This is a genomic window from Armatimonadota bacterium, from assembly GCA_029907255.1.
Classification (GTDB): domain Bacteria; phylum Armatimonadota; class UBA5829; order DTJY01; family DTJY01; genus JAIMAU01.
Genome location: JARYMF010000009.1, coordinates 120,520 through 146,195, shown reverse-complemented (window position 1 = coordinate 146,195; position 25,676 = coordinate 120,520). Strand labels below are relative to the sequence as shown.

Sequence of the window (25,676 nt, the reverse complement as noted above, 5' to 3'; positions counted from 1 at the left end):
TCATGAGCACCGTTCTTATTTACAATCCAACCGCAGGCCGAAGCCATTCAAGGCTGTTTAGAAGAGGATTAGAGCAAGCCATTCGAGAACACGGCTTGGAATGCGAAATCAAGTCAACAGCCAAGCCAGGTGATGCGACGATTTTTGCGCGTCAGGCGGCAGAAAAGGGCGCAAAGCTAATAATTGCAGCCGGCGGGGACGGAACAATTAACGAAGTTGTCACTGGAATGGCCGGTTCAGGCTCTACTCTGGGTATTCTACCTCTTGGCACTGTCAATGTTCTTGCCCGCGAGCTTGGAATTCCACTAAAAATCAATAAAGCCGTTAAAACTATCCTTCAAGGGCATGTCAAGAACATAGACATTGGCGTCGCAAACAGCAGATGCTTTGTACTGATGGCAGGTTTCGGATTTGATGCAGAAGTAGTCGCAAACATCGTTCAGCCGCTTAAAGACCTCATAGGCGCTACAGCATATGTGCTTAAAGGTCTCGAAACCCTTGCAAGGTACAAGGCAACGAAATTCACCCTTGAAATGCCAGATAACCGCTATTCGGGCTTGGCATACGTGGTGGTGGTTGCAAACTCCCCGACTTATACATACAAGCTAAAAATTGCACCATATGGGTCGCATGACGATGGTCTCCTAGATGTCCTTGTTTTCGAGCAACCAGTAACGTTCAAATTGGGGTTTTTGCGCCAAATTCTTGAACTATTCATGCAAAAACATGTTTATAACAAAAACATCCGTTACTTTAAGACAACAAGCGTGATTGTGCGTTCAGAACCGGACACAATGGTTCAACTTGACGGCGATTCTTTTGGCAAAACCCCAGTAGCAGTCTCCATCTCTCCACACGCCCTTCCTGTCCTTGTTCCCTAGTATTTTCCGACAAATATGCTATTTAACACTGCTAAAAGATAAGGCAGGGATTTCTCCCTGCCTTGAAGTGTTCCTTTATGGCAGGTGGGCTTTAACCTGCCTATATGTTGTCTTTAGTACTCGATGCTAAACTGGACGAAGTCCGTCGAGCTGGAGTGAGAAGTGCTCTTGACAGTGGTATACTGCCGCAGTCTGATCTCACCTGAAGCCGAGATATAACTCGCTGGCGAAGTTGTGCTCCAAGTTATGGTGACATCACTATTGCCTACCGTTCTGCTATCTATCTCCACCCATGACGAGGTAGACCAATTGTAAAGGTACAGCTTTTGATTCAAAGAGGTGGAGAGCTTACCATCAAATGTGATGCTAAGCTTCGTTACGCTACCGGGTGCCTCCGCTATCGAGACACTGCTGTACCAATCAATAATCTGGTTTTGACCCTGCTTTGCAGAGTTAATCACCAGATATGAGGAATCATTTGAGGCTAAGTTGCTTACAGAACCCGAGGCCACACTGCCTTTTGTAAGCGTGATTGATGTGGGCGCATAGTTCTTGGTCTGGACGCCAGGTGTAGTTGCATAGGCTGGGGCGCTTTGAGCCGATTCGTTGCCCGCCGCATCATAAGCGCTAACAGTATAGGTATAGCTGGTATTCGGCGAGCAAGTGGTGTCTGAATAGCTAGTCGCAGCTGCGATACCAATCTGAGCACCATTTCGGTAGATTTTATAGCCAGCAACTCCTACATTGTCCGTGGAAGCAGTCCACGAGAGATCAACACGGGTCTTGGACACCACCGTGGCAGTCAGGTCTGTCGGCACACTCGGTGGCTGGGAATCTATATCACCGACTTTCAAGAACCTCGCCGCGTCAGCCATGACCACCAGACTGCTCTCGCCTGTAGCATTGCCAAGTCTCAGGTAGCCGCCAGTTCCAGTAGCAAACGGTTTGGAGCTGACCAAAATGTTCCAGCGGCCGCCGTTCGTCTGTTGATTAACCTCAACCAGCTGGGAGCCGCCGTTCCAATACACAGTATACGGTGCCTTTGTGGTACGGTTGCTTCCCTGCGGATACCAGCAGTAGACATCATAGTAACCAGCCAACTGAATGTTTGGCCTCCAAGTAGCTGTGCCTGTCTCGGTTGTCTGCGTGCCTATATAACGGTAATCCGACCCATATTTATCCACAGACATTGTGCCAGTAGACCATGTCCCAGTGAACGTAGCGTCAGGATTGTCAATAATGAAATCGGTAGTCGCGGGAGTAGTCACGACTGCCGGAGCGCTTCTCCCAGACTCGTTCAGGGCACCGTCATAAGCCGTTACTTCATAGGTATAGGTTGTATTCGATGAGCATGTTGTGTCGGAGTAACTAGTGGTTGTGCTCACACCGATTTGGGAGTTATTCCTATAGATTTTGTAGCCAACAACGCCTACATTGTCGGTCGAGGCGCTCCACGTAAGATTTACCTGAGTGGGCAAAACTGGCACAGCGGCAAGGTTCTGCGGGACGCTTGGCGGCTGGGTGTCTGGTTCACCACCCACTTGGATTGACTTTTGAACAGTTGCGCCAAACCATGTTACGCCATCGCGAACCATCCGCCAATCGGTGATGTAGTTACCAGGTGTAGTCGGTGCCGTCAAAGTGAACGTCCAGGTGTATGTATCGCCCGGGTTCACCTCACCTGTTATAGTATGGCGGGTTTGGGTTGTAAATGGGTCGGAATCATCAACTGCACCAAGCCTAAATGCCTTTGCCTCCGACCAAACTACTCCCCTATTGCGGAGCGTAATACTGACTTGTCTGACTTCTCCGGGCGCCATTTGGGAGGGTATAGTGTCGCTCACATATTCCGACGAATAGAAACCCCAGGTAGGAGTTGTTCCGAAATACTGACAGATGCCTTTGTAGATTCCCCACATAGCGCCTGAAGTCCAGAACGAATCCCTCAGCCTAATAGCATCGAGGTCGCAAGTGTCATGGAAGGCTAACTCAATGAGAATCGCCGCCCTATCTGGGATTCGGATTTCGCCATATGCTCCGTTCGAGTCAGCCTTTCCTCGGTCTACCCATCCCGAGTCACCGATTTCATTGCGGATTGTGGATATTAGACTATCGTGAACCGCATTAGCAAGATTTTGGCTGACATTGCACCAAGCGGCATGCTCGGCGGAGCAATCATAGTAGGTAATCGTGCCTGTCGGGCATGTTGTGCCATAGCAGTCACCTTGATAGCCATTCGTGTGGAGGGAAATGTAAATGTTCGTGTTGTCATAGTCTGAGGCAAGTGGCCTCGCACGTATATCGTCGCTCGACTCGCTGGCGCCGGTTCCCAGCGTGCAGTCGCCAGTATAGCTAGCATATACACTACACGGATATCCTACATGCTGAAGCCAGTAGGAAGCACCCATTTTCCACCAATCCTGATTGGAAAGCGGACAAGTACCGTAGTTCTTGTCTGTACAACGAACCATCTTGACAAGCATGCCGTCGGCTTCGAGGTAAGACTTCAGATATATTGAGTAAGTAAGGTTATGGAAGTCCTCCTGGTCAAGTGGCGCACAGTAGACGGGACGGGCTGTATACCAACCACTGCCATTCCAGTATATACCGTGGCCTGGTGAAAGCGTTATGCTCCGTCCGCTAAGCGATTGAATGCCGACTTCGCCAGTAGGCTCAGTCGTTCCAGCAGGCTCGATTTCGGGCGCAGGCGGCAGGAAGTTCGACATAAGTTCTCCATTGACTGTGAGCCTTATGCTCTTTCTAGGGATGAACTGCTCCACTGTTGCCTTGGTTTGCTTGAAGATTGCCTCTAATCTGGCTTCGTCAAGCCCCGCTAGCACTTCTTCGGAGAAGTCCACGATTACCGTGTCCCCCTCAATATTCATGCCTTTGATTTTCGTACCCCTTGGGATCGCTGAACCTAGCCCGCCAGCACCGTATACCATCTCAGGCCCTGCGGCAAGTGCGCTTAGAGCGGAGATTGGATCCGCTATTGCAGGGTCATTGATGCCGACCATTGAACCGTCCTGGCTCAAGAAATACACCGTGCCTGATTGGCACGCTCCTCCTAAGAGCAAGCTTAGAAAAAGGGTCAGGGGCAAAATAAGGTGGAATGGAAAACGCATGCCTTTCATTGGCATCCCTCCCGAGAGATAAAATTCCGCACGGCAGCATGAAGATCGTTGGTGGCCTCCGGGAGAAATGCTAGCAAGTAGTGGCTAGCTAGCGCGGAACGATCATTTGTGAGTGCCGGGCGATACCAAAGCCATTTTAATTTATTATTAAGTGTTTGTCAACTAAATAAACTACCGCAAGAAAGACTTGATTCCTACCCTCGATGGAAGTCTTCCCAACTCACGTCAAACTTGATAATACCAAATAAACTGTTTTAGCCACACTGTTGCTTGCTCCTATTTCATAAGCGTGCTATAATGCCAACCGAATTCTATTTGAACGCGCACCGAGGCAAGAACATGATTATGCGTTTTGTCAGCGGGATTATTGGCATCCCGCTGATGATTCTCTCGCTTCTTGTATGGAATGGAACACCCTTCATCTTAGCTATTGGATTGCTTTCGCTGCTAGGCTTGAACGAGTTCTACCGAGGTGTGCGCAGGACCGGCGCCGAACCCCAGGAATGGCTTGGCGTTGGGTGTGTAATACTTTTCCTTTTTGCCGCACGAGAGAGGTTCAATCCACCTGTGATTTTAATACCAGGCGTTTTGACCTTCTTTATAATTTCCAGCTTGTCCATTGAGCTCTTAAAACGCGACCGGGCCCCGATTCGGAATCTTGGTGTGACATACCTGGGAGTAATCTATGTCGGCTGGCTGTTCTCCTATCTAGTGGCTCTCCAAAGCATCCCAGGAAAAACCCAAATGAAAATCACTGGCTTCGAGGTTCCATGGGGAGCATGGCTTGTACTATTTGTTGTTTTTGCAGCATGGGCGGCGGATACTGGAGCATACTTGATAGGTCGAAAATGGGGTTATCATAAAATGACACCAGTTCTAAGCCCCGGGAAAAGCTGGGAGGGTGCATTTGCTGGCATCACATGGTCTGTCGCTATGTGCGTGGTTATGGGGCTACTCGTCTCAATGCCTTGGGTCCACATTTTGGTACTTGGCGTTAGCATCGCACTCGTAAGCTTGGTTGGCGACTTGGTAGAATCGTCCTTGAAGCGCGAACTTGGACTCAAAGACTTCGGCAGCATCCTACCGGGCCATGGGGGAATTCTTGACCGCTTTGATGGCCTTTTCTTTGCGGCTCCGTTCTTCTATTACTACATCACGCTTGTTATGAAATTTTAGCACCGACGTAAATCATCCAAGCCTTTGAGAAATTAATAAACAATCAAATTGGCTTATTAACAGCTTAGAATTTCCCACCGCGCCAAATTAAGAACTACTTTGAGATCTTTAACCGGCTTATGAATTGAATTTGAGAGGATAATAAAAATGGCTGCCGGACCAGGACTCGAACCTGGAACATCGTGGTCCAGAGCCACGCGCTCTACCATTGAGCTATCCGGCAGCGCACCTACATGATATCATGCATCAGGTCAGATGTCAACTCCCTGTCTTTAGCGACTTTTCGATTTTCGCCCACGTATCGCGAAGTGTAACCGTGCGATTGAAAACCAACCTCTCCGGAGTAGAATCCTTGTCTACGCAAAAGTATCCTATGCGCTCAAATTGGTATTTCGTACCGGGTTCCGAACCAACAACGCTAGGTTCAACAAAGCAATCGGTCACTACAAGCGAATTTGGATTAAGGTTTGATAAATAACTTTGCCCAGGCTCCACATCATCTGGATCAGGCTTTAGGAACAAGTGGTCATAGAGCCTTGCCTCAGCTTGGACAGCATGCCGAGCAGAAACCCAATGCAGCGTTGCTTTCACCTTGCGGCCGTCGGGAGCATCTCCGCCGCGAGTAGCTGGGTCATACGTGCAGTGCAACTCCTTTACTTCGCCATTTTTATCTTTGACAACCTTTTCACACTTGATGAAATAAGCGTTTCGAAGCCTTACCTCACGTCCAGGCGCTAATCGGAAGAATTTTGGTGGCGGCTCTTCGCGGAAGTCATCGCGCTCGATATAAAGTTCGCGCGAGAACGGTACTTTGCGAGTTCCAGAGCTAGGGTCTTCTGGGTTGTTGATAACATCTAGCTCCTCAACCTGATTCTCAGGATAATTAACCAAAACAACCTTGAGCGGATTCATTACCGCCATCCGCCGCTCTGCGCGTTTATTAAGATCATCTCGAATGCAATCCTCCAAAACGGCAATATCAACTACGCTCTCGGTTTTGGCAACCCCAATCCTCCTGCAGAACTCCCGAATTGCTTCGGGTGTATAGCCACGTCTTCGAAGCCCGGCCAGCGTTGGCAGCCGAGGGTCATCATATCCATTTACATAGCCGCCGTTTACAAGCTCAATAAACCGCCGCTTGCTCATAACGGTATAAGAGAGATTAAGGCGCGCAAATTCGATTTGCCGCGGATGATAAATCCCCAATTGGTCAAGGAACCAATCATAAAGCGGGCGATGATTTTCGTATTCCAGTGAGCATAGGGAATGGGTAATTCCCTCGATTGAGTCTTCGAGGCCATGAGCCCAGTCATACATGGGATAAATGCACCATTTATTTCCCTGGCGGTGGTGGGTTTTGTGCATAATCCGATACATAACTGGGTCGCGCAAGTTCATGTTTGGCGAAGACATGTCAATCTTCGCCCGCAACGTGCGCGCACCATCAGGGAATTCACCCGCCCGCATGCGCTTGAAGAGGTCGAGGTTCTCTTCAACACTGCGATTACGGTAGGGGCTCTCGATACCAGGCTCTGTTGGAGTACCTCGCGTTCTGCTAAGCTCCTCTGCAGAAAGATCGCAAACATATGCCTTGCCTTTTTTTATAAGTTCAATTGCCCATTCATACATCTGCTCAAAGTAGTCCGAAGCAAAAAACAAGCGATCGCCCCAATCCACGCCCAGCCAACGAACATCCTCTATAATGGCATCCACAAATTCTTTCTCTTCTGTTGCTGGATTGGTATCATCGAACCTGAGGTTAAAAAGCCCCCCAAACTCTTGCGCAATGCCATAGTTAATCCATACAGCCTTAGCATGGCCGATATGCAAATAGGCATTCGGCTCAGGAGGAAATCGAGTATGAACGTGGTCAAACCGCCCGCTACGAAGGTCCTCTATTATAGCCTCCCGGATAAAGTCGGTCGGACTGTCGCTAGATATTTCTTTTTTTTCCTTCATTCCCAGGCAATCTCCCTCTTTTCAAACCTGATCGCTTCTTATAATAGCATTCTGGGCAGAAAATTGCCAGAACCTGGAAAGTTTCATCCTTAATTTTGCCACCTAGCTTGCAAACTAATTACGGCTAGAAGGATTGAGAGCGGGATAAGCGAATCTACCAATGTAGGCAAATAAAGTCAACCACAAAGGAGCATTAGAAGATGATCAAGGAAATCAAAGCGCAGGAACTCGATCCCGAGCGCTTCATAAGTGAAAAGGTCAAAGAGATTAGAGATATAGTAGGCGACGGTATGGCAATCAACGCTCTTTCAGGAGGCGTAGATTCGTCAACAGTCACTATGCTAGGACACATTGCCTTAGGCGACCGACTAAAAACAGTTTTCATTGATAACGGCATTATGCGCGAAAATGAACCACAAAATGTGCAAAGCCTATTTCGCGAACTTGGAGTAAAGGTTGACATAGTCGACGCTCGAGATGAGTTCTTCACAGCCCTCAAAGGAATTACCGATCCAGAAGAAAAACGTGAAGCGATCACTCAGACCTTTTATAAAAAGGTATTCGGCCGAATTGTGAAGGAAAGCGGGGCAAAATACTTGCTCCAAGGCACGATTCTAACCGATGTTGATGAAACGGTTGCAGGCATCAAACGCCAGCACAATGTCTTCGAGCAACTTGGCATTGACCCACAATCAGCATTTGGCTATAAAATCATCGAGCCACTCATCCAACTCAGAAAAGATGGGGTTCGCAAGCTAGCAGAAGCATTGGGACTGCCAGCCAAGGTATATGAGCGCATTCCATTCCCAGGTCCTGCATTAGCTGCGCGCGTTATTGGCGAGGTTACGCCCGAGCGTATTGAAACTGTAAGAAAAGCGACGGCCATTGTCGAGCGCCTGCTAATAGAAACTGGTGCGTTTCAATATATGGCTATTCTCCATGAGGATAAGGTTACAGGCATTCGAGATGGGAAGCGCGAATTTGGCCAGCAAATAGAAATTCGATGTTGGGACAGCGTTGACGCGCGAACCGCCACTCCTACAAGACTCTCCTTTGACATACTGGAGAAACTAGCCTTTGAAATCACAAGCAAGGTGCCAGGCGTGGTGAGCGTAACATACAACATTACGCCGAAACCACCTTCCACTATTGAGGCAGTTTGAGCAAGAAGACGCAGGCTATTTAGGCGAGGTCCTGCAAGAACTGCATCGGATTGCGTAATCCAAAGCCTTTCCTTAACAGGCGTCCATTGTGAAATCCCTTAGGAAGGATGATTAATAAATGGCAGAAAAGGTTAGAATAGGCGTTATTGGCGTCGGGTCGCGCGGGATTGGTCTCTTAAGTATTTTGCTCCAATTTCCAAACACAGAAGTCCGAGCAATCTGCGACGTCAACGACTTTACCGTTAGAAATGCCCTAGACATAATTGAGCGAAAGACTGGCCTTAGAGCGGACGCGCACAAAGATTGGCGCAACCTATGCAACCGAGACGACCTTGATGCGGTGGTAATCGCTACTCAATGGGAATGGCATGCACAAATTGCAATTGCCGCAATGAAGGCTGGCAAATATGTAGGCGTAGAAGTCCCTGCATGCATGACAATTGAAGAATGCCATGAGCTGATAAAAACATCAGAGCAGACCAGCATGCCCTGCATGATGCTAGAAAACGTAAACTACCTCCGCAGTGTGCTTGCGATTACGAGAATGGTACGAGAGGGAATCTTCGGCGAGTTGATCTATGCTGAAGCAGGCTATCAGCACGACTGCCGCTCGCTGGCTTTTACAGAAGATGGGCACCTCACTTGGCGCGGGCATTTCTTTGCAGAAAAGAACGGCAATCAGTATCCTACCCATGCCATTGGGCCTATCGCATGGTGGCTCAACATCAATAGAGGTGACCGATTTGTCCGTCTGAGGAGTGTGAGCTCGAAGTCGCGTGGGCTGAGGGAATATGCACGGGCGAAGTTTGGGCCCGACCATCCACTCGCTAATCGCGAATATGCCCAGGGTGATATCAATACAACTATCCTCGAGACCGCAAACGGCGTGACTGTAACTCTATACTTCGATGTATGTTCGCCCCGCCCTTATGACCCCATCTTCCGCCTGCAGGGAACAAAGGGAATTTGCGAAGGAAGCGCTGAACGAATCCACATCGAAGGAACGTCACCCAAAGACCAGTGGGAGCCTCTAAGTTCGTATTTGGAAAAGTATGACCACCCACTTTGGAAAAGCATGGAGTCAGAAGCGCTTAGAAATGCTGGCCATGGCGGCTGCGATTATGTAGTAATGCATGAATTTGTAAAAGCAGTTCGCAACCGCACACAAACACCTCAAGACGTCTATGATGCAGCAACCTGGAGTGCGATTATCCCGCTCTCCTTCGAATCAGTGAAAAACGGCGGCATGCCCGTGGAATTCCCTGATTTCACATCTGGCAGGTGGAAAACCACCCCGCCAATTCCGGTTTAAGGCGCTGACGCCTATAAACCAATTTTTCCAACATAAAACCGTAAAAAAAACAACCCTTCACACTCTCCAAGATGGGTATAGGTGAACATTGCAAAAGCAATGATATGTCGGTACAATAAACAAGAAACCTATGTCAAAGCTACCCAAAACCTTTAGGTACTGCTAATTAGCTATCAACAACGACCATAAACACTAAAAGGACACGCCATGAAGCTAGGAATTGACGAATTACTTCGGAATCGAACTTTACAAAAGGCTATTGAAGGCAAAAGGCTAGCTCTTCTTGGGCATCCTGCTTCCGTAACGCATGACTGCGTGCATACCTTGGATGTGCTGTTTGAATTGCCGGGCTTGAATGTTGTTGCGGCATTTGGGCCACAGCATGGAATGCGCGGCGATAAGCAAGATAACATGATAGAATCAGAGGACTATGTCGACCCAAGGTTTGGCATTCCTGTCTTCAGCCTATATGGAGAAGTTCGCCGACCGACCAGCGCCATGATGGACGTGTTCGACATACTCATTGTAGACCTTCAAGACGTGGGCACGCGAATTTACACGTTTGTTACAACTATGACCTATATGCTTGAGGCCTGTGCTGAACACAATAAAAGCATGTGGGTGCTTGACAGGCCAAACCCCGCAGGCCGCCCAATCGAAGGGACAATTCTCGAACCTGGGTGGGAAAGTTTTATCGGATGTGGCCCGCTCATCATGCGCCATGGCCTCACTGTTGGTGAGATTGCCCGCTGGTACGTAGACCTCAAACATCTTGATTTGGATCTGACAGTCGTTCCAATGGAAGGTTACAGCCCCAACGAAGCACCGGGGTATGGGTGGCCGATTCTAGAACTATCATGGGTCAATCCTAGTCCAAATGCTTCCAGCCTAAACATGGCTCGTTGCTTCCCCGGCACAGTGCTTTTCGAGGGCACAACGCTCTCCGAAGGGCGAGGCACCACAACTCCGCTTGAGGTAATAGGCGCTCCAGACATTGATTTCGAACGAATACTTAAACGCATGCGTTCTCTAGCACCAGAATGGCTACAGGGATGCTTTATCCGACCGTGCTTCTTCGAGCCAACCTTCCACAAGCACGTCGGCAAACTCTGCTCAGGCATACAAATCCACACGGATAACGACCACTATGAGCACGACCACTTTAGACCATATCGGATTGGCGCCCTCGCGCTTAAAGCCATTCGGCTTGAATACCCCGACTATGAAATATGGCACAACCTTCCCTATGAGTATGAAACTGAGCGCCTAGCAATTGACCTACTATCAGGCGGCACATTCCTCCGCGAATGGGTGGACAATCCGAGCAGTACACCAGCAGACTTTGAGGCTCGTCTTTGTCCCGATGAGCAAGCTTGGGCTGAAATCAGAAAGCCATACTTGCTATATTGAAAGCTACTTACATACACAACCAAATCATAAAAGACAATGCCGTCAAATAGCGGAGGAGTTCGCAGCTCCTTCTAACAAATTATAGGAAAAATATGACATCCAAGGAGACGACTTGCCATGCCCAAGCCGATGATTATGCTAATGATACTTTGCCTCACTATAGCAGCGGCCAACGCTGGGGAAAGAAGTCCCTATGGTGGCTGGACCGCTCTAAAGGGTAAAGCTACCGGCTTCTTTCATGTCGAGAAAATTGGCGATAAGTGGTGGTGTATTGACCCATCCGGAGCAGCATTCTACGCAATAGGAACCGACCACTGCAACTACAACGTCCATTGGTGTGAAGCACTAGGTTATGCGCCGTATGCTCAGAATGTCCGCAAAAAATATAACAACGATGAATCTGCTTGGGCGAAGTCGGCAACCGACCGCTTGAAACAGTGGAACTTCAATGCCCTTGGTGCAAACAACTCGCCATCAACTCGAGGGCGCGGCCTTGCGTATATGGAATTCTGCGGCCTAGGCGCGGATTACGCTGGGAAAGATCCCCTTGTACAACGCGTCCATTGGACCGGCTTCCCAAACGTCTTCAACCCTGCGTTCGAAAAATACTGCGAAGAAAGAGCGCAAGCTCAGTGTGCACCTCTAAAGGACGACCCATGGCTATTCGGGTGGTTTCTTGACAATGAACTCGAGTGGTATGGCAAAGGTGGCGGCGATGCTGGCCTTGCAAATGAAGCAATCAAACGCCCCGCAGACCATGAAGGCAAAAAGGCACTTGTAGAGCTTCTCAAGAAAAAATACCAAAAAATCCAAGAATTCAATGCCACATGGGGAACATCGTTTAACAGTTGGGAGGAAGCGCTCAACTCTTCAAATTGGAACGAACATGCAACCGAAAAGGTCTTTCAAGACAAAATTGAGTTTGTTCGTCTTTGCGCAGAGAAGTACTTCGCCATCACAACGAACGCGATTCGAAAGGCAGACCCGAATCACATGATACTTGGCTGTCGATTCGCAGGAAATGCACCTCCAATTTGGGATATCGCTGGAAAGTACTGCGACATAGTAACTTTCAACATCTACGGCCAGGTTGACTTACAAAAGCTAGAGCCGATTGGCTTAGTGGAAACTATAACAAAATGGTATAAGCAGGCAAAGCGTCCGATGATGGTAACCGAGTGGAGCTTCCCCGCGCTGGATTCCGGTCTTCCCTGCCGCGCAGGAGCAGGCATGCGAGTTCGAACCCAAGCCGAGAAAGCAAAATGCTTCGAGGTATACCAAAAGACTTTCTTTTCCCTACCCTTCATGGTTGGAAGCGACTACTTCATGTGGGTGGACGAACCTGCCCTTGGAATTTCAAAAAACTTCCCAGAAGATAGCAATTATGGGCTCGTGGACGTAAACGATGAACCTTGGCAACTTTTCACTGATACCGTAGCCAAAGTAAACGCCAAAGTATACGAAATTCACAGCGGGCGTACATCCGAGCTAAGCATAACCGGCGTTGAACTTGTTGATGCAGAGGGTGGCAAGGAAGCACAAATTAAAATCAAGAACACCGGGGTAATTGATGCAAAGTCGCCCGTATTGGCGAGGGTTGACGATAGACAAGTGAAGCCAACCTTATCAATCCCGGCTGGAGGTTACGGATATGTTCAAGTTAAGTATCCGCTGAAGCCGGGGGCGCACTACATCGAAGCAGAAGCCGACCCTGATGGGTTGCTAAACGAAGTCAAACTAGGCGACAACCGAATATCGAAGTTTATCTACGTTCCCGGCGCCTTTGGTAGAAAAAAGGGCATTCCCATCGGAATCTTCGGAAAGTCTACTGGCAAGTTTACGATTTCTATTCCCCTTTCAAAGGCATCCAGCCTCTTAAAGAAAGGCATATCCCCCGAACAACTAAAATTGATGAATGCGGAGGGCATGACAATCCCGGCCGAGATATTTGACCTCGACGACTCGGGAACGGTGACAGCGGCGGATGAGTTGGCATTCGAAATCCAGGTTCCCGCATCCCAACCGCAGACATTGTTTCTCGAGATTGCACCAAAGCCCTACGACAGTGATATCACAATAATCAAACCAAAGAAAGCACGCTCGTTCAGTCATGGCAGCAAAGGGCTCAGAATTACAAAAGCATTCAATAGTGGTAAGGCAATAGACGCTATTAATCTTGATGACATGCCAATGGGTTCATTTGAAGTGCTTATCCAGCAGGTCGCCGGCGACACGTGGTGGGATCGCCCAGACTGCACAGAAGAGTTGGTCATTTGGGCTGGATCAACGCGTACAAGATGCGAGGTGACGTTGAGTAGAAAAACACCTGGCACTGCCTCTGGTCCGTTCGCCTTCCGCACAAAATACGCTTTTGAATTCTATCCACAGAAAAACTGGTTCACCGCTCGGTTCATATCTCTTACGAACACCGACAACCGGCCGTGGACGATGGAGAGCTACTTCTACTATCCGCAGTCGGCTATTGGCGGGAATATGGAGGATGACGAGGTTGGACTTGTCGGAGCATGTGGGACGGGGGCTTGGATTGATCAGAAGGCAGGTGGATGCTATGGAATCATTGCACCTTCCTCGTCGGGTGTGACAGTCTATTTCTGGAAGGACGACGCTGGTAACGAACACGCAGACGCAAGAAAAACAACAAGCAAGTTGTTAAAGCCAGGAGAGACTTTTGCCCAACCTGGCGAGCCAGTATTCATATTCTGTGCAACGACAAAGAATGACCCGGAGCCATGGAAGGCATTTGAACAGGAGATTGGATTACTGCCAAAATGGGAGATATTCCGCTAGAAGGGGCTGGGCGACAAAATCGTTCTTTTTGCTCTTGATTTGTGAAAATTACTGCGTAAGTCCTTGAGAACTAGAGGACTTCAAAATTCCTGCTTATCAGTTTTGCAATCTTCGCCGAATGCCATGCGCATTAGATTGGCGGCAGCATTCAAAAGGATGGCACCTCTAGCGGCGTCAGGATCGTCCACAATCAACCGCCATATGCCAGATTCAGTCCGAGAGCCACGTGCGAAGATAAACGCTTTGTCGCTACTATCCTCAAGCTCAATTCGCCAACCGCCGGTTTCGTCGCCGGTCCGCTTCTCCACTTGGTCTGTCCCCTCAAAGTTGACGAACCGGTAGGAACGATAACTGGTTGATAACAAGGGCCAAACCTTGCGCACAAAGAGATCCTCCATGCGAGCCTTTATTTCGCCATGCGGCAAGGCAGGTCCTTCCATACGTAGCATGCGATTGAAGTGCTGAGGCAAGGTAGCAAGTATTCCAGGCAGACGAAGCTTACCACTCGGCGGAGTAAAGCCGTTTCTTGCGAGGGCCCACCGCAGTTGTTCTGCCAGTTTCGGCTCCTCATCGCCTAGAGCCGCGCACAAGGCGGTCTGAAGGCCATCACGACAGGTAGATTCCCCGAATATTGTTCCACCATTTGGCCCCTCAACGCCAACAGGCACATCGTATCCATTTCGACGCAGTTGGTGCATCTTAGTGACGACATTGATTTCGCCAGTCTCAACCATAAAGACCTCTGCGCCAAATATGCGAGCAACTTTTTCAGAAATGCCAGAGGTTGCATCCGAGACAACAACCGCCAATTTTCCGCCATGCTTGCCCGAGCTCTCCCTATGCGCAAGTACAAGAGCGATGTTCATTGCCGCTACCTTTTGGGGATGAATGATTGCATCTTCATCATTGCCAGGCAAGACGATGTTTCCGCGATCAGCATCATAATCGAACGCTATTCCAAACCTTGCATTCCTCCGCTGGGCAGCGCGGGAAATTCTTAGAAGCATATGGCGACCGCTGGCTGGGTCAATGCCATCAGTATCAATTGAGTGTTCTGGATAGCCAATTTCAGCGTTCTCTTCGATGGCCCGGACGCCGAAATGCTCAAGAACCCTGGCACCGATTCCGCACGCAGCACCACCATTCGGGTCGAGGAGCGCCGGACCTAAGGTGAGGGGTTTCAGACAATGTGGTATAATCCCCCATTCTTTACCCATGGCATCAAGATAGCCACGTTCTGCCCTTACTCGGTGAAAGCTATCATTTATGACTACTTGTGCTATGCTTTTTTCGTCAATTTTATTGAGTGAGGTTAGGAAATCGCCAACATCTCCGTCGGCGATTTTGCGCACCTGCTTTACAATAGCCGCCATAGTGTACGCAGATAAGAGTGCACCAGGTGGAGCATTTCTTGAATCCGTCATTCGAACACCGGTGAGAAATTTGAACCCATTGTCGGTCAGTGGGTTATGGCTGGCTGTTATCATAACCCCGCCAGATGCTTTCAAGACTCGAACGGCTGTCTCAAGAATTGGGGTAGTAATGATGTCCAAATTGAGGATTCTTAGACGGCTTCCCGTGGAAACAGCCCCTGCAAGAAATCCACAGATAAGGGCCGAAGCAATGGCCTCGCCTGTTGGCCTGGGGTCTCTGCCTATTAGAAGCGTTCCCCGTGTTGTCCCTTCAAGTACATGCCTTGAATAAGCAAAACCATATGCTATTGCAAGCGCCTCTTGAGCGTCTGATATCCCTGGCCCACTTCCAAAAGAAGTTCGGACACCTGAAAATGACTGCACCAGAGAAGAATCCGCAAGCGCCTCGCTAAGAAGTCTTATAATAGACTCGCCAACTTTCATATCTACTCCGACCTTAGTTTATCGAAAAACAAGGTCGGATGTCCAGATTCCCTCTCATGAACTCACTGAGGACCCCTAAAAACGGAAAAAGTGGATGCAATTAGTGCTTTGCTAACAATTTCGGCAATTATAAGACCTAGCACAAAAGAAACACCTATTTTTGCACCTTGAACTCGACTGGCATATCGGTAGCCATAAAAGAGGATTACAATCGACCAGATAGATAAGCCAACAATCACAAGAAGACTAATAAGAAGCAGAGGTGTCATCATCTTCTCTGGCCGAACCACAACCTGGTCGCGTGCCAAAGTAACCGCCGCCAAAAAGACCTCTCTCACGGCAGGTTGAGCAATGACAAGCGCCGCAATTATATAGGGAAAGCGTGCTAACCCTGCTGCCGCTAGATGTGCACCAATACCTCCATTTCCTCTGAAAATTTTTGATGTCAAAAAGAGGAAAACTCCAAGACTCAACCAGGCAATCAAAGATTCAGAAATCAGCAAGCCGGCTGGCGAAGTCCCCGTTGTTATGTGCATATCTAGAGCGCCATCGAGATGAACCTGCCCAAAAACTGCCACTGCAGTTAAGATTATTACAATGAGCAATGCTATTACAAATCCTTTGCCCTTACCCAAAATTGCAAGCGGATTGTAAAGAATTCTCCAATCCATTACACACACCTCCTAGCCCAAAAGGTTACTTTAGCGTTGTTCCCAATTGCTTTGCAACAAAAACCTAAATATAGCAAGCGGATAACAGTATATCATGCCACCAACTGTTCTTCAAAAGCCTGAGCTTTGTTACGCTTATTGACAAATTGAAAGCAAATGACGTAGCTTAAATCCAGCAAATCCGCTCTAAGTGGACGAAAGAGGCTGCGAAAATGAGAAAATATCTCCCCGCTGCCGCGGACTTAATTGTTTATAAGGTTACAGGCGCTCTCATAGCCTTTGCGATACTGATGCTTGCACTTGCAGGCGGACTGACTATGCTGCCAATGCCCGTCGTAATAATCATGTACAGCTTAGCAGGCGCAACAGCCATTATTCTCAGCATCGGCTGGCTGATAAGGCCATCACGATATGAAGTAGGCAACAATAAGATTACGATTGCAAGGACTTGGCCATTTCCGCCAATTACAATCCGTTTATCTGATATCAAAGATGTCCGTCATTTAACTCTTGAATCGCTCAAGCCCGCTTCGCTTGCACTTCCATGGATTTTTGGCTACTCTGGACGCTTTAAAAGTAACGAACTTGGCGACTTATTTATTTCGGCAACGGGAATTAAAGAAGTTGTCCTTGTAGAAACAAATGACGGGAAGTTTATCCTAAGCCCATCGAACCCAAAGCGCTTTGTGAAGCACGTGCACGATGCAATAGGCAGATAACCGAACCAACCTCCTCGTCAACATTCCAAGTTAAACACTTTTGAGATAAAGCATTGGCACATAATTACAACTTTTTTGATGATGCTCCACTATTTATTAAGCATATGGGAAAAGCCAGATTAAACTTGCATTTCGACTTCTTCTTTGCTTTCAACTTCTGAAGGAACAACCGCCAACCGCCCGAGTAGTCTACGCTTTCTATCCTGCCATCCAGCCATCAAATCATCGAAGACGGAATAGAGCGTTGGCACTACTACAAGCGTAAGCAATGTGGATACAATCAAACCCCCAATAACCGCAATTGCCATGGGTGCACGGAACTCAGATCCGCGCCCAAGCTTTAAGGCAGTCGGCAACATGCCAAATATCATGGCAAGAGTTGTCATTAGAATGGGCCTCAACCTTGTTGGACCAGCCTCGAGAATTGCCTCATTTCGTTCCTTGCCCCTACTTCTGAGGGTATTGGTATAGTCAATTAGCAGGATTGCGTTCTTTGTCACCAATCCCATGAGCATGATAATACCAATCATGGAAACAATGCTCATAGTTTCGCCTGTAATCACAAGAGCAAGAATCGCTCCAATCAGCGCCATTGGTATACTAAACATTATGATGAATGGATTTAGAAGGGATTCGAACAGAGCAGCCATAAGCATGTAGACAAGTAGAATTGCAAGGATTAGCGCACTACGCATATGCCCGAAGCTTTCACCCATCATCTCCACTTGGCCACCCCAGCGATAACGCACATTCCCCATGTCAATCGCTTTTAGGTTGTTATCAATAGCCTTCCTTACCCCTTGGAGGGCATATCCTGGCATTAGATCGGCTGTGACAGATATCTTTCGCTGACGATTCTTCCGCTCAATCATAGTCGGCCCGGTAGTTCTCACAATATTAGCGACATCTTGAAGAAAAATTGGCCTACCATTCACCGAACCTACAACTGTGCGGCCAACATCTGACAGACTATAGCGATCGTATTCATTCAACCGAACTCGAATATCATATTCCTTTCCTTCTTGTCGGAATTTGGTATCAGTATTGCCCGCTATTGACATGCGCAAAGCTGATGCAATCTGCCCTACTGTCAGCCCCATATTTGCCGCTTTCAAGCGATCAATATTTGCCTTTACCTCTGGTTTGCCAACCTTCCATGAGAGGTCTGCGTTCATTACGCCGGGGGTACCCGCCACGATATTTTTCACTTTTTCAGCAATCTGGTTTCGTTCGGCATCCGTTCCACCCGTAAGCTCAATATCAATTGGCATCTGGCCGCCACCCATGCTAGCTTGGGCTTTCACTTTGATAATTGCACCTGGGATATCTCCTATTTGCCGCCCAAGGTCCCTAGCTATTTCAGAATCCAAACGAACTCGCTTGCGTTTATCTTTTGGAGTGAAGGGCCGCAAAATTCGGTCAAATGTGCTTTCCTTCTCTTTAAGGGCAATGGTCACTTCCGCAAAGTTCGGACCAGTCGAACCCGCTTGTATTCTGCCACCTCCGCTAGTACCAACCTTAGTGAATATATCCTTCGCCTCGGGAATCCTAGCTGCAATATCCTCAATATGAGCTGCCACAGCATCCGTGGCGGCGAGGGAAGTACCTGCAGGCATTTCAATGCTGACGCCAACTGCACCCTGGTCAATTTCCGGGAAAAAGTTGGTACCAAGGAATGCGCCCGCTACCAAGAAAACAAAGAGCAGAGAACCAAACCCAATGGTAATAACTTGCCATCTATGTCCTAGTGCCCAAGATAAGACATTTCTGTAATGTCTATCCAGGGAGTGATAAAATTCATCGAACTTGGCAAACAACCCAGTCTTCGCTTCCACTGCCTCATCCTTGCGGTACCATCGCGAAGCAAGCATGGGGGTGAGCGTAAACGAAACTAGGAGCGAAAAGAGAGTTGCCGATGCAACAGTTATGCCGAACTCCCTAAAAAACATGCCGACGATTCCGCCCATAAAAGCAATGGGCACAAAAACAACGACATCAACCAGCGTTATCGTAATAGCCGCCAGACCAATTTCGGTTCGCCCATTTAACGCTGCTTCTGGTGGCGACTCTCCTTTGGACAAGTGGCGGTAGATGTTCTCGAGAACAACAATCGAGTCGTCAACCAAGATGCCCACCGCCAAAGACAAACCCATCATAACCATCATATTCAGGGTAAAGCCGGCAAAGGATATTGGGATGAATGTGGCTATAATTGACGTCGGGATGGCGATGGCAACGATGAATGTGCCTCTGATGTTATGCAGGAATAGAAAAACAATTAAAACTGCAAGGAATGCGCCAAGGAAGAGACTTACATTAACATCCGAAAGCGCTTCGCGTACGCGCTCTGACTGGTCAAGCACGATTGCAATCTCGACATCTTTAGGCAGGATGGCTTTCAAAGCATTGAGCTCTTCCTTTGCGGCATCAACCACTTCGACAGTGTTGGCATCCGATTGCTTAATGATTTCAATGCCGATGCTTTCCTTTTTTTGAAGGCGAGTAAGCTGTTCACGCTCTGCTGTCGTGTCCTTAACCTCTGCTATGTCGCTTAAAGTCAGCACTCGCATGCTGTTCTTTGGTCCAGGTAAGCTCAATTTCAGGTTACGAATATCATCTACGCTTTCAAACTCACCCACAGCCCTAATGGCATAGTCGCGCCTTCCTTCTGTTATCCGTCCACTCGGGAGGTTAAGGTTGGCTACTGCAATTGCTTGCGCAATTTGATTTATCGAGAGGCCGTATGCTTCGAGGCGGCTTTTATCAACATTTACTTGTATTTCACGAATATCGCCGCCAGTAATGTTAACAGATGCTACACCTTTTAGCTTTCCAAGCTGGTCTTTGATTATATCGTCTGCGATCTCCCTTAGTTCCTTCGCAGGCCGCTTGCTTGACATGCCGAGCGTCAGTACGGGAATAGCACTAACGTCAACCTTTTGAATTACCGGCGCTTCAACATCATTCGGTAGCTTGTCTCTTGCCGCGTCAACTTTGGCGCGAACGTCAGCCATTGCTACGTCAACATCGGTCTCTAACTCCAGCTCAATGCCAATAATCGAGATGCCTTCTTGAGAATAGGACACCAAGTTCTTCATACCATTGACAGCACCTACGGCGTCCTCAATTGGCTTGCTTACAAGGGTCTCTATCTCCTCTGGACCAGCCCCGGGGTATACAGTCATTATGGTTATAAAAGGAAACTGTATCTTAGGGTATAAGTCGGTGGGCATTCGCGATCTGGACTTAATGCCCAATACAGCAATTGCTGAGAACAGCATCAATATGACAATTGGGCGTTTGATTGATAGGTTAGTCAACCACATGAACTTTCACTCCATCGGAAAGCTTATCTTGGCCGCTCACGACGACTTGGTCGCCGGCCTTGATTCCATCTAAAATCTCTGCTTCGTCCCGGGTCATGAACCCCACTCGGACTTTGCGCAGGTGGGCAACCGAATCAATGATTTGGTAGATGGTATAGCCGCCACCATCTATCATCAATGCGTCCTTTGGTACAATCACCGTATTGCTATGGCGGGCAATGCGTATGTTGCCCCTAGCAAACATGCCAGGCTTTATCTCATTATGTGGATTAGGCACTGAAATCCACACTCTAAGCTGCCTCGTGCTGGTATCCGCTGTTGGCAATACTTTCAAAACACTGCCCGTAAATTTGCGGTTTGGAAAAGCATCTACTTGGACCTCTACGGGCTGGCCTGGTTTGATCTTCTGAATATCAATTTCCGACACGGCGGCGTCGAAATAGACTGTATTCAACGCTACAATCTCGATTAGTGGCACGCCTGGCGTTGCCATCTGCCCAGGCTCAGTCATGCGCTTTGATACTGTTCCAGAAATCGGGGTGCGAATATAAGCGTTCTCCAGCTGTTGTTTCGCATAAGCCAAGTTTGCTTCAGCTTGAGCAACACCTGCTCTTGCAGATTTAATATCCTCAAGCCTTAATTCCTTTTGACTGCGGTTTGCCTGAGCTATCCGAAGAGCCTCTTCGGCTTGTTCGACTTGCTTCTGCGCTGCCTCGATTTCCTCTTCACGTGCTCCTGCTTTTACCAAGCTTAATTGTTGTTTTGCGCTTTCGTACTGGGCTAATGCGACATCGTATTGCGTTTGCGCCTGGTCCATCTGAAGCGGAGAGATGGCACCTTGGGCAAAGAGGTTTCTCATTCGCTCAAGATTTGACTTTGCATTTTCGTAGTTGGCTTTCGTGGAAGCGACAGCGTTCTCTGCTTGGGCGATCTCCTGGCTTCTAGCGCCCTTCTTAAGCATCTGCAGGCGGGCTTTTGCTGCTTCTAGCGCGGCCTTTGCTGACACAATCTGCGCTTCAGTCTGCGTATCCGAAACACTCTTTGTGGTAATCGCCTGAGAAAGTCGAGCTCTGGCTGCTTGAAGAGCTGCTTCGGCTTGCTGAACTTGCGCTCTCAGGTCGGACGTATCCTGCTGAACTACAACAGCACCCGCGCTAACCCTGTCACCCTCCCGGTAGGGTACTGAGACTACGCGGAGCGGCGCCTTAGCTGATAATGTGACGGTCTTGAGCGCTTTAATATCGCCCGATACCTCGATTAACGAATCCATAGTCCCAATTTGCGCAAATGCAGTTTTTACTGAAACATTCACGTCTGATTGGCCAACAAGCTTACTTGTCTTCCGGCCAATCTGTCTCGATACAAATACTCCGAGCAAAACAACTATGATTAGTAAGATATAAATAGTGACTTTTGGTTTACCTCTTGCCATTTTTCCCCTCGAAAATTTTATCGCTCAGGCCAGTATTGACCTGGTAATTTGAGAAACTCATATATATCACCGCCGGCTTCTGCGCTGCAGGCTTCCTCTCTGCCTGAGAGCCTGGAATCGGTGGGATGATTATAGTAGCGTAAGATTGTGAAGGCAACCAGAACTTATCTGCTACCTTTGTATACCGAAGCTTCATTCTTGTGGATGGACCCCAATCAGGATTTGAGTTTATTCGAAGTATTAACCATCGCCGATTATCTATCCACAGAGTAGTATCTACACTACGCCCTTCGCGCTCATAGGACGCTTTGACAACATGACAACGGCAACCGTCAACGAACTCGGTTCCAACAAGCGAGAGTTTAGATGCCGCCATTATCTCTCGCACTGGATTGCCAACTAAGAGCCCCTGCCTCGGAAGCATGGCAAATCCTTCCTTGCTTTCGACATAGAGCTTGTTTGGTTTTTTAAAATAGATTTTCACTGCCGTCTCAGGTACATGGATGGTGGAAGATTCAACCTTTACCTTTGCTTCAACAACATAGTCTCGAACGGCGTCGTAGTTCGTAGCAGCCTTTTCCAGAATCTGCTTTGCAGTTAGAGTCCCTGCAACCGCCTGAACACAACTTAAAATATAAATTAGTAATGCTACACCTACTATGGGCATCAGAGCCCGTTCTCCCTTCCACTATCTATGAAAGCACATCTCTTCTTTGGAAAATTACCAGTCCGATGATAAACGCAACGGCTGAGTAGACAAGCAATACACCCAATGATTCCCAAATAATCGTGGTATCTATCGGCTCAACAAAGAGTCCCTTCCATGAATTGAAATAACTTGTTAGTAAATAAGGCTTGAGGAACTTAAAATACTCAATTTCCTGCAAGATTGCGGACATATAAAGCAAACCCATTCCACCAATAATAGCAACGTTGGCGTTGCTCAGAAATGTCGAAATTGCAAACGACACACTTCCTACAGCAAGCATTGCCACTGCAACTATGCCATATGTTGCTAAAAGTCTCAAGATTGCGCTCCATTCGGGGAAGACCCATATGCCGTCATTGAATACTACCAAACTTCCCTTGCCTAGGAACGCCCAACCAACCATATATGCCGCAACACCAGAAAATATTGCAAGCACAAATATATAGAATGCCCCGACCACATACTTTGAGACAGCCCAACCCACTTTGCTGATTGGACGACACAATACCGTTCTCAAAGTTCCATCCGACGCCTCCGAGGCAATTAAATCTCCACAAACTAGGCATGCAAATAGGGGCAAGAAAGTATAGACCACACCCTCAAGCAAATATCGCGTCAGAAACGCGGCATTGATAAACGAACCTGCTATGATAAAATCTTGGCTGATGCGCTCCCGCATATGGCGAAAAGGATCGCCATATTTAATAGCAATCAGCATCAGAATTATCATCAACGTCATGCTTATAAAACCAAAGTAAGTTCTGGGCTTACGCCACAGTTTTAGAAGCTCCATCCGGATACTAGTTATCATGCCTACTATCCTGAATGACGTCGAGGAAAAGATCCTCTAGGTTCATTTTCTTTGGAATTATCGAGAAAACCTCAACTCCAGCTGTCACTAATGCCCGGTTGAGTTCCGGTATAATCTCTTGGCGCACCCTTACAACCAAACAATCTTGGCCGCACGAGACAACGTCAACCTCGCCATTTCGTGCCGCTATCTCTGAAGCTCGCCCTACGTCATTCACCCCAAACTCAACCAAGTTCATTTCTTGTTGAAGAAGTTTATCAACTTCGCCTTCGGCAATGAGGCGGCCATTATTTATAATCCCAACCTTTGTACATATTTGCTCTACTTCGTAAAGGAGATGGCTTGACAAGAATATGGTAACCTTCTCTTCTTTGACAAGGTGCTTGATAAGCTCTCGCACTTCCTTCATGCCCTGAGGGTCCAACCCCGACGTTGGTTCATCAAGGATAACAAGCTTCGGCTTTGGAAGCAGTGCCTGAGCAATCCCCAGCCGCTGACACATGCCGTGTGAGAACGTTTTAACTTTGTCATTTGCATGGTCAAGCAAGCCGACGACATCCAGCACCTCATCTATTCGCCTGTCATCACATGCACCAGAGAGCCTACTCAGTAGTCTAAGGTTCTGCCTGGCTGTTAAAAATTTATAAAAACTGGGCGATTCAACCAAAGCCCCGACATACTTCAATGCCTTTATACGATCTTTCATAATATCATGGCCCAAGAGCCTTGCCACACCGCGATTTGGCCGGATTAAGCCAACCAACATACGTATCGTGGTGCTCTTCCCTGCACCATTCGGTCCGAGGAAACCATAAATATCTCCCTCCGCAACCTGCAGGCTTAGATCATCTACCGCAAGTCGGCCTCGAAAGTTTTTTGTAAGCCCAATTGTCTCTACAATTTGATGTTGTATATGCTGCATTGCCGAGTATGCTAATTTTTAGACCTATCTCCAAGCAGCTTAGCCATCTGTGATGGCCCGCCAACAGCTCGCTCAAGTTGGGCAAGTGCAATTTGGTAGTCGTAGATTGCATTTACGTAATTTGTTTGCGCAAGAGTTAAGGCCGCTTGAGCATCGAATACTTCAACTTGGGTGGATACTCCTCCTTGATAGCGCACTTGTGCAAGGCGCATACTCTCGCGTGCTTGCTCTAACGCCTTTTCTGCAGCCTTAATACGCTCCTGACTCTCCCTAAGACTGAGATATGCCTGCTGAACATCTAGCGTTACTCCACGCATTGTTTGCTCACGCATTGATTTTGCACTCTTTGCATCGGATGTGGCTTTTCTGACAGAAGCTTTGGTAGCGCCCCCGTCAAAAATATAATAACTTGCCGTCAGGAAAGCCCTCCATGATGATTCGCGGGGACTAAAAGTGCTGACATCAAAGCTTCGGTTATATGCCCACCGCAAGTTAATTCTCGGCTTGCCAGCGAGCATGGCTACCCTTGCTACTTCCTCGGCCGCCTTGACCTGCATCTCGGCTTTTTTAATCTCCGGACGCATGCTTAGTGCAACATCTACGCAAGCTTTTAAATTGACCTCAGCAAACTGAGGTATCTCTGGCTCAGCTAGGTCTACTTGCGCATCAAGAGGTCTAGCTAGCACGTTATTGAAAGCTGACTTCGCAAGCTCAAGTCCATTTTGGGCGATGATTAGCTGTTGCCTCGCATTTGCCACCTGCGTCTCCGCTCGAAGCACCTCGAACTGTGCCACAGTTCCAGCAGCAAGGTGAGCCTTCGCATCCGCCAGATGGGCTTCTAGAGCTTTGACATTTTCCTCCTGAACCTTGAGGAATTGCTCTGCCCGAAGCACATTAAAAAAGGCTTTCTTTGTCTCAAGAGTAATATCGTTTATGACTTGTTCATACTCTGATTTGGAAGCCGAAGTATTATACTTGGCAGTCCTCTTACCTGCTCGAACAATCCCAAAAACATCAAGAGGTTGTGTAAGTATCAAATCAGCCGTGCGGGTATATAGTGAGCCTAATGGAATTTCCCTTTCGCCGAATCTTACAACAGAAACCTCATCAAGTCTTTGGTAAGTGCCCTCCAAACTGAGCTTCGGCATTCCCTGACTTGTAGCCTCATCAACAGTTGCGTATGCCTTCTTTACATTCTCTAGGGCAATGTGCGCTCGAGGATTGTTTTGCACCGCCAGTTTTATGCTCTCTTCAAGCGTAAGCTTTTCTGCAAAGACGGCTGACCAAAGACTTAGTTGGAAAATAACCAATACAATAATGATAGGCGAACGAATGAATCCGCATCTTTCTACTAACCGGTCAATCATTGTTGTTGCTCCCGCTTTAC

General features: G+C 48.0%; 17 protein-coding genes and 1 tRNA gene. 7 read left to right on the top strand and 11 right to left on the bottom strand.

Annotated elements, in window-relative coordinates:
- Positions 1–2 precede the first annotated feature (2 nt).
- The gene (locus QHH26_10000) at positions 3–881 is read left to right on the top strand and encodes a diacylglycerol kinase family lipid kinase (GenBank protein MDH7482287.1); all 879 of its coding nucleotides are present in this window, start codon (positions 3–5) and stop codon (positions 879–881) included.
- Positions 882–994: 113 nt separating this feature from the next.
- Here QHH26_10000 and QHH26_09995 read toward each other — a convergent pair whose 3' ends face one another.
- A complete protein-coding gene (locus QHH26_09995; protein MDH7482286.1) occupies positions 995–4,015 on the bottom strand; it encodes a GerMN domain-containing protein in 3,021 nt (1,006 codons plus the stop codon).
- A gap of 339 nt (positions 4,016–4,354) precedes the next feature.
- On the opposite strand from QHH26_09995, the gene QHH26_09990 reads away from it, so the two are divergent.
- Positions 4,355–5,191 (top strand): phosphatidate cytidylyltransferase, encoded by an 837-nt coding sequence (locus QHH26_09990; GenBank protein MDH7482285.1) that lies wholly within the window; start codon positions 4,355–4,357, stop codon positions 5,189–5,191.
- Between the two features lie 148 nt (positions 5,192–5,339).
- Here QHH26_09990 and QHH26_09985 read toward each other — a convergent pair.
- Positions 5,340–5,414 (bottom strand) — tRNA-Gln (locus tag QHH26_09985).
- A gap of 35 nt (positions 5,415–5,449) precedes the next feature.
- Positions 5,450–7,150 (bottom strand): glutamine--tRNA ligase/YqeY domain fusion protein, encoded by a 1,701-nt coding sequence (locus tag QHH26_09980; GenBank protein MDH7482284.1) that lies wholly within the window; start codon positions 7,148–7,150, stop codon positions 5,450–5,452.
- A gap of 200 nt (positions 7,151–7,350) precedes the next feature.
- On the opposite strand from QHH26_09980, the gene QHH26_09975 reads away from it, so the two are divergent.
- The 4 genes from QHH26_09975 (at position 7,351) to QHH26_09960 (ending at position 13,843) form a co-directional block, all read left to right on the top strand.
- Positions 7,351–8,313, top strand: a complete 963-nt coding sequence (locus QHH26_09975) for an ATP-binding protein (GenBank protein MDH7482283.1) — start codon at positions 7,351–7,353, stop codon at positions 8,311–8,313.
- 118 nt (positions 8,314–8,431) lie between these two features.
- Positions 8,432–9,625, top strand: a complete 1,194-nt coding sequence (locus QHH26_09970; protein MDH7482282.1) for a Gfo/Idh/MocA family oxidoreductase — start codon at positions 8,432–8,434, stop codon at positions 9,623–9,625.
- A gap of 207 nt (positions 9,626–9,832) precedes the next feature.
- Positions 9,833–11,035, top strand: coding sequence for a DUF1343 domain-containing protein (locus tag QHH26_09965; protein ID MDH7482281.1), 1,203 nt, complete (start codon positions 9,833–9,835; stop codon positions 11,033–11,035).
- Positions 11,036–11,152: 117 nt separating this feature from the next.
- The gene (locus QHH26_09960; protein MDH7482280.1) at positions 11,153–13,843 is read left to right on the top strand and encodes a beta-galactosidase; all 2,691 of its coding nucleotides are present in this window, start codon (positions 11,153–11,155) and stop codon (positions 13,841–13,843) included.
- Positions 13,844–13,923: 80 nt separating this feature from the next.
- Here QHH26_09960 and QHH26_09955 read toward each other — a convergent pair whose 3' ends face one another.
- Both QHH26_09955 and QHH26_09950 read right to left on the bottom strand, forming a co-directional pair.
- Positions 13,924–15,699 (bottom strand): hypothetical protein, encoded by a 1,776-nt coding sequence (locus tag QHH26_09955; GenBank protein ID MDH7482279.1) that lies wholly within the window; start codon positions 15,697–15,699, stop codon positions 13,924–13,926.
- A 62-nt stretch (positions 15,700–15,761) separates the two neighbouring features.
- Positions 15,762–16,370 (bottom strand): YIP1 family protein, encoded by a 609-nt coding sequence (locus QHH26_09950; GenBank protein ID MDH7482278.1) that lies wholly within the window; start codon positions 16,368–16,370, stop codon positions 15,762–15,764.
- Positions 16,371–16,582: 212 nt separating this feature from the next.
- Between QHH26_09950 and QHH26_09945 the strand changes: the two genes are divergently transcribed.
- Positions 16,583–17,089, top strand: coding sequence for a PH domain-containing protein (locus tag QHH26_09945; GenBank protein MDH7482277.1), 507 nt, complete (start codon positions 16,583–16,585; stop codon positions 17,087–17,089).
- 119 nt (positions 17,090–17,208) lie between these two features.
- On the opposite strand, the gene QHH26_09940 is transcribed toward QHH26_09945, so the two are convergent.
- Genes QHH26_09940 through QHH26_09915 form a run of 6 tightly spaced genes read right to left on the bottom strand, consistent with a single transcriptional unit; the run spans position 17,209 to position 25,656 of the window.
- Positions 17,209–20,415 carry an efflux RND transporter permease subunit gene (locus QHH26_09940; protein ID MDH7482276.1) on the bottom strand — a complete coding sequence of 1,069 codons (3,207 nt, stop codon included), beginning with the start codon at positions 20,413–20,415 and terminating at the stop codon, positions 17,209–17,211.
- The gene (locus QHH26_09935) at positions 20,402–21,847 is read right to left on the bottom strand and encodes an efflux RND transporter periplasmic adaptor subunit (protein ID MDH7482275.1); all 1,446 of its coding nucleotides are present in this window, start codon (positions 21,845–21,847) and stop codon (positions 20,402–20,404) included. Before QHH26_09935 ends, QHH26_09940 begins: the two co-directional genes overlap by 14 nt.
- The gene (locus QHH26_09930; protein ID MDH7482274.1) at positions 21,834–22,514 is read right to left on the bottom strand and encodes a hypothetical protein; all 681 of its coding nucleotides are present in this window, start codon (positions 22,512–22,514) and stop codon (positions 21,834–21,836) included. The genes QHH26_09935 and QHH26_09930 overlap by 14 nt, the downstream gene beginning before the upstream one ends.
- 25 nt (positions 22,515–22,539) lie before the next feature.
- The gene (locus QHH26_09925; GenBank protein ID MDH7482273.1) at positions 22,540–23,367 is read right to left on the bottom strand and encodes an ABC transporter permease subunit; all 828 of its coding nucleotides are present in this window, start codon (positions 23,365–23,367) and stop codon (positions 22,540–22,542) included.
- Entirely contained in the window at positions 23,357–24,289 is a 933-nt protein-coding gene (locus tag QHH26_09920) for an ABC transporter ATP-binding protein (protein ID MDH7482272.1), read from the bottom strand. The genes QHH26_09925 and QHH26_09920 overlap by 11 nt, the downstream gene beginning before the upstream one ends.
- Positions 24,290–24,300: 11 nt before the next feature.
- The gene (locus QHH26_09915) at positions 24,301–25,656 is read right to left on the bottom strand and encodes a TolC family protein (GenBank protein MDH7482271.1); all 1,356 of its coding nucleotides are present in this window, start codon (positions 25,654–25,656) and stop codon (positions 24,301–24,303) included.
- Positions 25,657–25,676: the final 20 nt, after the last annotated feature.